The organism is Lishizhenia sp. (assembly GCF_057456495.1).
In genome coordinates this window covers 1-12158 of sequence record NZ_JBVCPV010000081.1, presented here as the reverse complement: position 1 = coordinate 12158, position 12158 = coordinate 1, and the positions used below count along the sequence as shown (strand labels likewise).

Annotated in this window: 15 protein-coding genes; 7 read left to right on the top strand and 8 right to left on the bottom strand. The window is 36.6% G+C overall.

The features are described 5' to 3' along the window. Window positions 1–771: DPP IV N-terminal domain-containing protein (locus AC22ZQ_RS07530; RefSeq protein WP_318958167.1), on the bottom strand; the 771-nt coding region annotated here is incomplete at its 3' end. Between the two features lie 158 nt (window positions 772–929). On the opposite strand from AC22ZQ_RS07530, the gene AC22ZQ_RS07525 reads away from it, so the two are divergent. Beyond that, on the top strand, window positions 930–1646 hold the full coding sequence (locus AC22ZQ_RS07525) for a DUF3575 domain-containing protein (RefSeq protein ID WP_318958166.1): 717 nt from the start codon (window positions 930–932) through the stop codon (window positions 1644–1646). A gap of 70 nt (window positions 1647–1716) precedes the next feature. On the opposite strand, the gene AC22ZQ_RS07520 is transcribed toward AC22ZQ_RS07525, so the two are convergent. Continuing rightward, a complete protein-coding gene (locus AC22ZQ_RS07520) occupies window positions 1717–2607 on the bottom strand; it encodes a 3-hydroxybutyryl-CoA dehydrogenase (RefSeq protein WP_318958168.1) in 891 nt (296 codons plus the stop codon). Window positions 2608–2777: 170 nt separating this feature from the next. Between AC22ZQ_RS07520 and AC22ZQ_RS07515 the strand changes: the two genes are divergently transcribed. Beyond that, on the top strand, window positions 2778–3227 hold the full coding sequence (locus AC22ZQ_RS07515; protein WP_318958165.1) for a DUF2147 domain-containing protein: 450 nt from the start codon (window positions 2778–2780) through the stop codon (window positions 3225–3227). A gap of 2 nt (window positions 3228–3229) precedes the next feature. Here AC22ZQ_RS07515 and AC22ZQ_RS07510 read toward each other — a convergent pair whose 3' ends face one another. From AC22ZQ_RS07510 to AC22ZQ_RS07500, 3 genes are read right to left on the bottom strand one after another with little or no spacing between them, the layout of a single operon-like run. Continuing rightward, window positions 3230–4150, bottom strand: a complete 921-nt coding sequence (locus AC22ZQ_RS07510) for a DUF58 domain-containing protein (RefSeq protein ID WP_318958164.1) — start codon at window positions 4148–4150, stop codon at window positions 3230–3232. Window positions 4151–4186: 36 nt separating this feature from the next. Continuing rightward, window positions 4187–4831, bottom strand: coding sequence for an endonuclease III (gene nth, locus AC22ZQ_RS07505; RefSeq protein ID WP_318958163.1), 645 nt, complete (start codon window positions 4829–4831; stop codon window positions 4187–4189). A gap of 1 nt (window position 4832) precedes the next feature. Beyond that, complete coding sequence (locus AC22ZQ_RS07500) at window positions 4833–5459, bottom strand: tetratricopeptide repeat protein (protein WP_318958162.1); 627 nt, start codon at window positions 5457–5459, stop codon at window positions 4833–4835. Window positions 5460–5475: 16 nt separating this feature from the next. On the opposite strand from AC22ZQ_RS07500, the gene AC22ZQ_RS07495 reads away from it, so the two are divergent. Next, window positions 5476–5724, top strand: coding sequence for a hypothetical protein (locus tag AC22ZQ_RS07495; RefSeq protein ID WP_318958161.1), 249 nt, complete (start codon window positions 5476–5478; stop codon window positions 5722–5724). Here AC22ZQ_RS07495 and AC22ZQ_RS07490 read toward each other — a convergent pair. After that, complete coding sequence (locus AC22ZQ_RS07490; RefSeq protein WP_318958160.1) at window positions 5699–6814, bottom strand: T9SS type A sorting domain-containing protein; 1116 nt, start codon at window positions 6812–6814, stop codon at window positions 5699–5701. The genes AC22ZQ_RS07495 and AC22ZQ_RS07490 overlap by 26 nt on opposite strands. A 132-nt stretch (window positions 6815–6946) precedes the next feature. Here AC22ZQ_RS07490 and AC22ZQ_RS07485 point away from each other — a divergent pair, with 132 nt between their 5' ends. After that, window positions 6947–7405 carry a hypothetical protein gene (locus tag AC22ZQ_RS07485; RefSeq protein WP_318958159.1) on the top strand — a complete coding sequence of 153 codons (459 nt, stop codon included), beginning with the start codon at window positions 6947–6949 and terminating at the stop codon, window positions 7403–7405. 90 nt (window positions 7406–7495) lie between these two features. Next, complete coding sequence (gene dinB / locus AC22ZQ_RS07480; RefSeq protein WP_318958158.1) at window positions 7496–8569, top strand: DNA polymerase IV; 1074 nt, start codon at window positions 7496–7498, stop codon at window positions 8567–8569. Here dinB and AC22ZQ_RS07475 read toward each other — a convergent pair. Both AC22ZQ_RS07475 and AC22ZQ_RS07470 read right to left on the bottom strand, forming a co-directional pair. Beyond that, window positions 8555–8983: a hypothetical protein gene (locus tag AC22ZQ_RS07475; RefSeq protein WP_318958157.1), complete on the bottom strand. Its 429-nt coding sequence runs from the start codon at window positions 8981–8983 to the stop codon at window positions 8555–8557. The two genes, dinB and AC22ZQ_RS07475, sit on opposite strands and share 15 nt — an antisense overlap. A 63-nt stretch (window positions 8984–9046) precedes the next feature. Continuing rightward, on the bottom strand, window positions 9047–9991 hold the full coding sequence (locus AC22ZQ_RS07470) for an SPFH domain-containing protein (protein WP_318958156.1): 945 nt from the start codon (window positions 9989–9991) through the stop codon (window positions 9047–9049). Between the two features lie 126 nt (window positions 9992–10117). Between AC22ZQ_RS07470 and gap the strand changes: the two genes are divergently transcribed. Together gap and bla are read left to right on the top strand one after the other, a co-directional pair. After that, complete coding sequence (gene gap / locus AC22ZQ_RS07465) at window positions 10118–11113, top strand: type I glyceraldehyde-3-phosphate dehydrogenase (protein ID WP_318958155.1); 996 nt, start codon at window positions 10118–10120, stop codon at window positions 11111–11113. Window position 11114: 1 nt separating this feature from the next. After that, window positions 11115–11843: a subclass B1 metallo-beta-lactamase gene (bla, locus tag AC22ZQ_RS07460; protein ID WP_318958154.1), complete on the top strand. Its 729-nt coding sequence runs from the start codon at window positions 11115–11117 to the stop codon at window positions 11841–11843. Window positions 11844–12158 lie beyond the last annotated feature (315 nt).

Sequence of the window (12158 nt, the reverse complement as noted above, 5' to 3'; positions counted from 1 at the left end):
GTGCAAAGTGATTTTACTGTTGTCTTCTCCGGTTTTAGGATATTTATAGGTGTATGGTGTTGGGTAAAGGTCCTTGTACCACTGCATAGTAAATTCCTTAACATCAGTTTCGTCAAATTTTAAATATGCGATGTTACTTCCGTCGGGAGACCATTGGAAACCTTTGGTTAAGGCAAATTCTTCTTCATTTACCCAATCGGTAGTCCCATTGATAATTTCATTGATCTTCCCATCTTTTGTTACTTGCTTGATGTTACCAGATTCTAAATCTTTGATGAATAAGTTGTTTTCACTTACGTATGCCACTTTGCTACCGTCAGGAGAGTATTCTGCTAAGGTTTGAGGGTAATGTTCTTCGTCCAAAGGTGCAAGCTCCTTCGTGTTTAAATCATACACATAATATAAGGCATCAAATGAACGTCTGTATTTTTTTCTCGTTTCTGTAGTAAATAACATTTTACTTTCATCTGAATTGAAAAAGTAATTGTCAATTTTCAATACTTCACCTCTGAAGAACAATGTACTTCCATCTACAATTAATTCTTCTTTCTTTTCGTCTGTAAAGGAATATTTATAGATAGATTTTATTTTTCCTTCTTGTTTGAATTGAGTGTAGTGCTCACCATCATTGGTAGAACGAAAACCTGCAACGCTATTTTCTACAAATTCGTAATCTTTCCAGATGGTTTTTACATCCAATTTTTTGGATTGAGCGAGCGTACTTCCTAGTGTCGCTACTGATAAAATTGCTACTAATAAAATGTTCTTCATTGTCTAAAATGTGTCTTTTGCGAAAATAATTAAATCTTCTGAATAGCTATGTTACACAGGTTTCGTCAATTGAATTAAAAAAGAAACGAAGATTTAACATTTTTGGCACATGACTTGTAATTCAATTTTCGTAAATTGAACTAATAAAATTTAAAACCATGAAAAAGAAAGCCTTAATCCTATTAGGAGGATTAATCATTTCGGCTGTTTCCGCTTATGCTCAAACCGAAAAGGTTTATGTAGTGAACAAAAAGTCGAGATTTTTTAAAACTCCACCATCCGAAAGAATCGAAGTAGAGCACATGAATGTGATTAAATTTGATTTATTAAATCAGTTAAACGGAGAAATGCGTTTTTCCTATGAACACGTGATAGGCGATAAATCGTCTTTTGAGATAACTGCCGGTCCGAACGTTAGTAACATTTGGTCAGGAAGATTTAGTTCTCAGTACGGTGGAGAAGTTGGGAAACTGGGAGTATCTGCAGAACTTGGCTTCAGATATTATCCTCTAAGAGATTTGTCTGCATTGAATCAATTCTATATTATGCCTGCGGTTGGGGTAAAACACTTTAACACAGAATATCATGCGCCTCAGTTTGAGGGACAAATCACACCCGATCCTTTTTTGGGGAATGAAACAAGAATGTATTACACCTTTAATGTGGGATATCAGCACTGGGTTTCTAAAACACTGTCTATCGATTATTTCATAGGTATGGGCTTAGCTCAAATAAATGAAAATTCAGCGTATTCAACGTATTTCTATGATGGATCAGGTCAAGGAACTAGTGAATGGGTAACAAGTAGTTCTAATTTCCCTTCTATGCAAATTAATGCCGGACTAAGATTTGGTATTGGTTGGTCATCACTTTAAAATAATTTGAACGGATACAAAAAAGGGCGTCTAAAACTTAGACGCCCTTTTTATATGTTTTGAATTGTGTTTACTTCTTAAAGTTATCCGCAACAATCAAATCTTTAGTACCGTGCGTCCAGCTGTAGAATCCTTCTCCAGATTTCACACCTAATTTACCTGCAGTAACCATGTTAACTAATAATGGACATGGAGCATATTTTGGATTTCCGAATCCTTCGTACAATACTTCCATAATTGCAAGACATACATCCAATCCGATAAAGTCAGCCAATTGCAAGGGTCCCATAGGATGAGCCATGCCTAATTTCATTACGGTATCAATTTCTTCAACACCTGCAACACCTTCATGTAAAGTAATGATCGCCTCATTAATCATAGGCATCAAAATTCTGTTAGCAACGAATCCAGGGTAGTCGTTTACTTCTACAGGAACCTTGTTTAAGTTCTTAGAAGTTTCCATAATCAAGTTACATACTTCATCAGATGTAGAGTAACCTCTAATAATCTCTACCAATTTCATTACAGGAACTGGGTTCATGAAATGCATTCCTATTACTTTGTCTGCTCTATTTGTAACGGCAGCTATTTTAGTAATAGAAATAGAAGATGTGTTGGTTGCAAGAATTACATCATCAGCAGTTACTTCACTTAAATTCTTAAAGATTTTCAATTTTAAATCAACATTCTCAGTAGCTGCTTCAACTACTAATTGAACATCTTTAACACCGTCTTCCGTAGAAGTGAAAGTAGTGATGTTGTTTAAAGTGTTTGCTTTATCATCAGCAGAGATTTTTTCTTTTGCCACCATACGATCTAAATTCTTAGTGATCGTAGCAACACCTTTCTCTAAACTCTTTTCTGAAATATCAATCAAAGAAACTTTATATCCACATTGAGCAAAAACGTGGGCAATTCCATTCCCCATTGTTCCTGCACCAATTACTGCAACATTTTTTATCATCTTATAATTTTTTGGTGTCGTAAAATTAAAAGTACTTTTCTAATATCCCAAGGAACTCACGTCTTTATAAATACGGTAAGATTTTTGTTTTTATGCATGCAGATGTTTTTGAATTGTGAAAAAATAAATAACTTGTAAGGGTTAAACCTTAATTAAAACAGAATTATATGAAGAGTTTATTGCTTGTTTTTAGTTGTGTGCTTCTCATGGGAGCTACAACGAAATCTACTACTACGTCTCCTACCATTTTTGGAAAATGGATTACTATTGATGACGAAACCAATAAAAAGAAGTCTGTAGTAGAGATTTTTGAGAGAGATGGGAAAGTTTACGGTAAAATTGTAAAACTTTATCCTAGAGAGGGAAGAGGTCCCAACCCAAAGTGCGATAAATGTACTGACGACAGAAAAGGAGAGCCTTTGGTGGGATTAGAGATTATTCGTGACATGGAAAAAGATGATGATGAATACGAAGATGGAACCATTTGCGACCCGGAGAACGGGAAGATTTATGATTGCGCAATGTGGTTAAATGAGGATAATTCTAACCGTTTGATGGTAAGAGGATACCTAGGATTCTTTTACAGAACTCAAATTTGGGTAAGACTTCCTGAATAAAATTAATAGAGTTTACTGCGTTTTATCATGTACTGTGTTAAAACGCTTTGTAAATCATCATGTATATCAATAGTTATAAAGTCAACAGCATATTGTTGACTTTTTAGTTTAATAGCATCAAAGTATTTCTTCGATTGATCTGCGTAAGCCTCTTTAATCTGGTTGGGTTGAAGTTTCATTTTCTCACCTGTTTCCATATCAATGAGTACGTGAGGTTTATTGTCTAAATCGAAATTCAATTCTCTTTTTTCATCTACCACTTGGAAAATGATGACCTCGTGTTTGTTGTGTTTTAAATGTTGGATGGCTGCAAAGTAATCGTCCACTTTTTCAGGATCATCTAAGAAGTCAGAGAATAAGATGATCAAGCTTCTTTTGTGGGTTAATTCGGCAATGTCATGCAGCAAAGCACTGGCATCTGTAGAAGTTCCTTTATCCTTATTGAAGTTGTGTAGTTCTTTTTCTAATTCCGCGTACAAAAATTTATGATGACGCAGTGAGGATTTTGCAGCGGTATGAAGCGTTAAATCTTCTTTCATTAAACTTAATCCAACAGCATCTCTTTGTTTTTTTAATAATTCAATCAATGAAGCGATAGCATATACGGCGTAATGCATTTTGTTCATTTCCTCCTCTAAAGGGAATTGCATAGAACTGGAACAGTCTAAAACAATCTGGCACCTAAGGTTTGTTTCCTCCTCGTATTTTTTGGTGAAAAGCTTTTCGCTTCTCGCATATAATTTCCAATCAATATGACGCGTAGATTCTCCTTTATTGTAAAGTCTATGTTCGGCAAATTCTACAGAGAAACCGTGAAAAGGACTTTTGTGAAGCCCCGTAATGAAGCCTTCAACCACTTGTTTGGCCAATAACTCTAAATTACCGAACTGTACTAAGTCTTCTCTTTTAATCCTTGTTGCCATAAGGACCAAGATAAGAAAAAAGAGGGGGGATGTTGATTATTTATAATCTTTTAAGACAGATTTTCTTCCAATAGCCACGGTAATGTAGTCCTTATCTAATTTTGGTGATCTAGCCGGAGAATATTCTCTTCCGTAAAAAATGATTTGAAGGTGTAATTTGTTCCACAATTCTTTAGGAAAAATCTTCTTGGCGTCTTTCTCTGTTTGATCTACATTTTTACCATTGGTTAATCCCCATCTGTACATTAATCTATGGATGTGCGTGTCAACCGGAAAGGCAGGAACACCGAATGCCTGGGCCATTACCACACTCGCTGTTTTATGTCCAACACCCGGTAATTCTTCCAAAGCTTCAAAACTCTGCGGAACGGTTCCTTGGTGTTTGTCTAACAAGATGTGAGAAAGGTCATAGATAGCTTTGGACTTGCGCGGAGATAAACCACAAGGTTTGATGATTTCTCGAATTTCCTCAACATCCAACTTTACCATATCAGCGGGGTTATTGGCTTTTGCAAATAGTTTTGGAGTAATCTGATTAACGCGTTCATCGGTGCATTGGGCAGACAAAAGTACAGCTATTAACAAGGTGTATTCGTCTGTATGATCTAAGGGAACTGGAGTTTCTGGATATAATTTTTCTAATTCTTCAACTACAAATTCAGCTTTCTCTTTTCTTGTCATGTTATTTTACCTTAAATCCGTTTTTGATAAAACTAACAAATTCTTTAAACGTGCTTTTATCTGTGAGGATTCTCGAAAGAAATTTACCCTTGGTCAATTCCTTTTCTTTCTCAATTTTTTTAGGTTGAATTTTTACTCCATTTTCAGGTTTTGGAGCAGGAGCATTTTGATTCATTTCGGCCTCTTCTTGTGCCATTAACTCTTCAAATTGCTTTTCGTGTTTTGCTACCTTATCGGCCTTAGCAAAATGTTTGTCGGCTTTTTCTTTGTATCCTTTTTTCTCTAATAAAATGCCCAAATTGTTGTTGGCCACGGCATCTTGAGGGTCCAATTCAACAGCAATTTGATAGTCTGCAATAGCTCCATCAGTATCTCCGAAGAAATCTCTTGCATAAGCGCGTGAAGCGTAACGGTAACTGTATTTTGGATCAAGTTCAATGGCAAGATCAAAATCCTTCATTGCCAAATGCTCCTGTTGCAAGTGAATATATAATACAGCTCTATCATTGATGATTTGTGCATTGTTTGGATGTTCTTCCAGAGCTTTAGCAAAGTGTTTTAAGGCTTTGTCTAATTCTTTAGCATCTATGAATTCCTGAGCTTTTTTATGATTCGCGTTGACAAACATTTTCTATCTTCGTTTTATGGATCACAAAGTTAAGGACTTTCCGCAATATCGAAGACTGTTTAATGGTAAGTCATATTACAAAATAACGAGTAGTAAGGAATTTATTGAATTACAACAAGTCGGAGAGAAGTGGTTTCGCTATGAAATAAAAGCGGCGCAATATTTCGAAATACTGCGCCTTAATGATATGTTAGCTACAAATGATCTTTATCATCCCGTAACTGCTGATGATTTTAAGCTTATTGAACAACAAATCGCTGAGTAGTTCTGGTTGCATTACTTTCAATTACAATTTGATAAACTCCTGCATTCAATTGTTCTACATTGATGTTTTTACGGTCTTTAGCTTGTAGTACAAGTTGACCTTTGAGATCAAATATTTTTACCTCGAACTTTTCTCCTGTCCCTGTTAAAGCTATACTTCCAGAGCTAGGGTTAGGGTAGATATTTATCTTCTGACTTTCTAGGTCTGCTGTATGAACTGTATTTCTTGGGTTGGGATGCTGCCATTTGCGTAAAAAATTCCATGTCTCAATAAAGTGGTTGAAGTCGTTGACGGGTTGTATATAGAAATCGTGATCTCCACCATTTGTTCTCCAGTGTTCTAAAGATCCATCTGCCGTACAACCGTTGTATACAAACCTATCTGTTGTTAGTCCATCATTTGCACTATCTGCAATGCGCGTAGAATCTTTGCTTCCATTACAGGTTTTCTCTGATTCCCACCACGCAATTGTCTCCGTAGCAAGACTCAAGGTTGGAAGTGGATTACTATCGTAGGGAACAGTTCCATCTGCGGTACCGTGGAAATGAATAACAGGGGTAGAGTAGTTAGGATTACAGTTTGCCATTACGCTGGTGGCCATAGGTCCAAAAATACATCCAATAGCCGCAAACCTGTCGTTCAAATCACAAGCTAATTTATAACTCATTATACTTCCCATAGATACCCCTGCTGCGTATACTTTGGTTAAATCTATGTTGTACATAAACAGGGCTGTATCTATCATTAAATTCGTGAAATAGATATCGTCAGCTGTAGGTGAAAGACCTGTTTCATTGTTCCATCCCGTTTGTCCTAAACTATTGGTTCGTCCTCGAGGATACATAAGAACCACTCTGGCTGTATCTGCTATGGCATTAAATCCTGCAAACGTTAAGGTTTCATTATTCATGCCCAAACCATGATAAACAATAACAAGTGGTAAAGATTCTGTTTGCGGGTCAAAATTGACGGGTAAATAGGTGATGAAATGGCGTTCAACTCCATTTACCATTAAGGTATCTGAAAATTGTTGTGCCTTAAGTGTACACATACTAAATACACATACAAGAAGTAGGATAGCTTTTTGCATAGGGTTCATTTTTTTTCTAAAGTTACATAATTCTTGTTATTCACTTTTCAAAACTCAAAATGTGGAAATAAAATTTTGTAAATCAGTTAATAAAGTCGTAAATTGAAGGGTAATCAAAAAAAGAAAAGGACTATGAAGAAACGAAACTTTACGTTTAGATATGGCCTCTATATTTACCTCAGTATAGTTGCTTTTTTTGCTCTAATGAAAGTATTTAATCTAGAGGATATAAGTGAGTTGAGATTAGTCAATTTTGTGTTTGTGATTTATTTCGTAAATAAATTAATCGTACGAAACTTCATAGAAGATGACAAAGTTGGGTACCTCTACAATCTCCGCACTGCATTTGGTGCTTCAGCTACAGCTGTTTTTTTAAGTTGTGCGAGCATGTTAGTATACACCACCTTCATATCTCCCGAATTTCCGCAAGTTTTGGAAGGAAGTTTTTTATTCGGTAAAGATTTGACAGGTATGCGTGTAGTACTCGTGTTATTCTTGGAGGGAATGGCCTCCTCAGCGATCGTAGCTTTTTCATTGATGCAGTATTGGAAAAATTATAAGCGGGAACACAAAAATGTCGCTTTAGATTAAAATCTAAATATAGCGCGGCCTTAAAACCGCAGGAATCATTGAAAGGTGGGAGTTTTACTTCCACCTTTCTCTTATTTTTGTACCCTGGTAATGGCTGATTTTAGAAAAATAATACACGTAGATATGGATGCATTTTATGCGTCTATTGAGCAACGTGATAATCCTGATTTACGCGGTAAACCCGTTGCTGTTGGTGGAAATGCTGAGCGCGGTGTAATTGCTGCTGCAAGCTATGAAGCGCGCAGGTTTGGTGTGAAATCTGCGATGAGTTCTATGAAGGCTGCACGCCTTTGTCCTGATCTCGTTTTTGTACCACCACATTTCGATAAATATAAGGCAGCTAGTGAGGAAATACGTTCGATTTTTCAACGCTACACGGAATTGATAGAACCTTTGGCTTTAGATGAAGCTTTTCTAGATGTATCCAATCATCCTATGCAATCTGCAACTTTTATCGCCAAAGCGATAAAAAATGATATTTATGAAGCCATGGGTTTGGTGGCATCTGCAGGCGTTTCTTACAATAAGTTTTTAGCGAAAATTGCCTCTGATCAGGACAAACCTGATGGACTCTTTGTAATTTCACCTGAAGAGGGAGCTGCTTTCGTTGAGGAGTTATCGGTAGATAAATTCTTTGGAGTTGGGAAGGTAACTGCTCAAAAAATGAAAGAACTAGGTATATATCATGGAAAGGATTTATTAAAATTCAGTGAACAAGAGTTAAGTACCTATTTTGGAAAGGCAGGACATTTCTTTTATCATATCGCCAGAGGAATAGATCATAGACCTGTAAAGGCACATAGAGAGCGTAAAAGTATAGGGGCCGAACGAACACTTAGTGAGAACATTTTAGAAAGAGATGAAATAGAATTTCAATTGAAAAAGGTAGTAGACGCCCTTTGGAAACGCTATGAGAAATCTGAGAAAAAGGGATATACACTGTCCATTAAACTAAAATTTGCAGATTTTTCCCAATTGACCCGTGCTTACACTGGAAATAAAGAATTGATTACAAAAAATGAAATCTGGAATTTGGCGTTGCAATTGATCGTTGATAATTACGATAGAAAAATGCCTTTGCGTTTATTAGGGGTTGCCATATCAAATTTCAATGATGATGGTGAAGCGAAAAAAGAAGAGGTTGTGCAGTTAAGCTTGCTCTGATTTATTCCGATTAAAAAGGATCCAAAGAAAGGAAAAGAGAACAGCATAAAGGGTGAAAAACAATGCGCTGATCAAAAAGTCTGAATTGGAAAAGATTTTTTCTGGAACCTTACCCTGCACCACAGCATTGATAGGGGTGATGCCTACAGCTAGCCATAGGGAAATGTAAGCAGCACTGAATGAAAAGTTCAAGAGCTGTTGTACGATTACATTCTTACTGTTGTGCAATCCAAAGAATTTAAAAGGATAAAACATCATGTATTTTAAGAAACGCTCTAACAATAAAGCACCTACTATGATGAGTAACCATTTGATGGGGATTTGAATTTCTTGTGTGATTTTATAGTCCAGGAAATAAGCAGGTACCCAGAGGATAAGAAGGGTTAGAAGACCTATGAATAAAGATTTAAGCATGCCGTGTATACTTGAAAATTGGGAAGAAAAACTGCCGATCTTTCAAAGACCGGCAGAGAACTATTAATCATTGTCTTTTTGATCATCATCGTCGTCTGTGAACTCATTGAGTTTTTCTCCAATAAATGTTCCTTGAATGATTTGATTTTGAAAATCTTGCATCGCTCCAGGCGAGTGAGGAATCAAAATAGACGTGTTTTTAGAGTTAGAACCTACGTTGTTGATGGTGTCAAAATACTGTGTTAACAATACAAATTGCATTACTTCTTCGTGCGAAACATTTTTCAAGGTTTTTTGGAAATCTTCTACAGATTCTTTGAATCCTCTCACTATTTCTAAACGTTGACGAGCAATACCTTCACCAGAAAGTCTTTTCGACTCTGCTTCTGCTTCTGCCTCGGCAATAATTGTAATTTTTCTACCCGCTGCTACTTCCATGGCAGCTTCTTTGTCTCTTTTTGCCGCATTAATACGGTTCATAGATTCTTTCACTTTGTGGTCGGGGTCTATGTCGGTAATCAATGTTTTAATAATCGTGTATCCGAATTCCTCCATGATTTCGGCGATGTTAATACGTACGGCTTTAGCTATATCGTCTTTTTTTGCAAAGACGTCGTCTAATTCTAATTTAGGTACCTCAGCTCTAACGTCATCAAATACATAAGATGCAATCTGACCTCTGGCATTGTCTAAAGAGTAGTAAGCATCTCTAACTTTCTCTCTTGTGACTTTAAACTGTACAGAAACCTTTAAATTGACGAATACATCATCCATTGTTTTTGTTTCTACCCCAACATCTAATTGTTGTACCCTGAGGTTTACGATATCTACCTTTCTATCAATAAAGGGTATAATGAAATGTAACCCTGAATCACATATTTTATTGAATTTTCCTAAGCGTTCTATGACCGCTGAGGTTTGTTCTTTTACAATGACAATACTTTTGAAAATCAGCCCAGCAATAATGGCGATTATGGCAGCATTGAAAATTAAGTCTGTTTGTACCATGATTTAATGTTTTTTCTAAATGTAAAGATTAAATTTGGATAATAATGGAATTAATGTCAAAAATATTAGCACAATTTTACGAGAGGCTAATTTTAATGACGAACTAGGTAAAGACACATATACAGAATGATAAATATTGGAATTAATGGTTTTGGAAGAATTGGTCGTTATTTAACCCGATTAATTTTAGACAGAGACGATATTAACCTTGTACAAGTAAATGATTTGGCCGATATAGAGACGTTGGCGCATTTACTTAAGTACGATAGTGTACATAGAGGTTTGAAGCATTCCTTTAAGGTAGAGGGGCAGCGTTTGGTTTTTGAAAATGGCAAACAAATCACTTTTACCCAACATAAAGATCCCGCTCAAATTCCTTGGAAAGAAATGGGTGCAGAATTGGTGGTGGAGTCAACAGGGATTTTTAGGACAAAAGAATTAGCATCTCAACATTTGATAGGGGGAGCCCAAAAGGTAATCATAAGTGCACCCGCGAAAGGAGAAGATGTGAAAACAATTGTTTTAGGTGTAAATGATGAATTAATAGATGGAGCAGAAGTAGTACTTTCTAATGCATCTTGTACTACGAATTCTGCCGCGCCTATGATAAAGGTGATTAAGGAATTGTGTGAAATTGAAAGTGCCTATATCACAACTGTTCACAGTTATACCACAGACCAACGTTTACACGATGCTCCTCACGCCGATTTACGTAGAGCCCGAGCTGCAGCACAGTCAATCGTGCCTACAACCACAGGTGCAGCTAAAGCATTGACCAAAATATTTCCAGAATTAGAGGGACACATGGGGGGGTGTGGAATCCGCGTTCCAGTTCCAGATGGATCTTTGACGGATCTAACCATTAATGTAAAAGCTAACCCTCCGAGTGTAGCCGCTATTAATGCAGCGTTTAAAAAGGCAAGTGAGGGAGAATTAAAGGGGATTTTAAGTTATATAGAAGATCCAATTGTTTCTACAGATATATTAGGTAATCCACACAGTTGTGTATTTGATAGTTTGTTGACTTCTGTAGTTGGAAACATGATAAAAATAGTAGGCTGGTACGATAACGAGGCGGGCTACTCTAACCGTTTGGTTGATCTAATTCAAAAAATAGCCTAGTATGAAAGCGGCTTGGTTGGTGTTATTAGTACCCCTGTGTTTTGCTTGTGGTATTCAACCACAAAATTTAGACAACACTACTGTAATTTTAAATGTAGTGGAAGTTGCACCTAATACCTACAGACATTTAAGTTTTTTAGAAACAGAGAGTTTTGGTAAAGTAGGCTGCAATGGGATGGTTGTTGTTGAAAAGGGAGAAGCAATAATTATAGATACCCCAACGAACGACGAAGCGTCTCATGATTTAATGCATTATGTACAGAACATATTAAAGGCTAAAATCAAGGCGGTGGTGGTTACTCATTTTCATGAAGATTGTTTAGGAGGACTAAAGTACTTTCACGAAAGAAATATTCCATCTTACAGTTTTCACCTTACTGCTGCGTTGGCCGAAAAGAATGGAGTTGAAGTTCCTCGACATCACTTTAAAGATTCTTTGCGTATATCAGTAGGGATGCATGATGTTGAACTTTATCATTTGGGAGCAGGTCATACGGTGGATAATACCGTAGTATACTATCCAACATCTAAAGCTTTGTTTGGAGGATGTTTGGTAAAATGCTTGGGTGCTGGTAAAGGTAATTTAGTGGATGCTCGTGTTGAGGATTGGTCGCAAACCATAAAAAAGGTACAACAAAAATTCCCGGATGTAGAGCATATTATCCCAGGTCATGGTAAAGATGGAGGGAAGGAATTGTTGGAATATACCCGAGCGCTTTTTGCCCAGTAGGAGGTAGAAGTATGCGAAATTCATTTTTCTAACGAACCTCAAACAGGGATGGTATGAAAAGTTTGCGCAGAAAAGGGGAATGATGCTTGGCTGTTAAAGGCGACCCTAGAAGCCTTTGAGAGCTTAGGAAGAATTGACCTTTTAAAGTAAACTTGTAAGTACAGCCCGGCCGTTTGCCAAATAGAAATGATATTCAAAGATTTTTGATTCAACGATTCAAGAATATAATTATTCAATTGTACAAAGATAAAGTGATGCTGAAGGAATCTCTGAGCATGCTTTGATATTTAGTGAACATAGTTTTGTCTAATCATC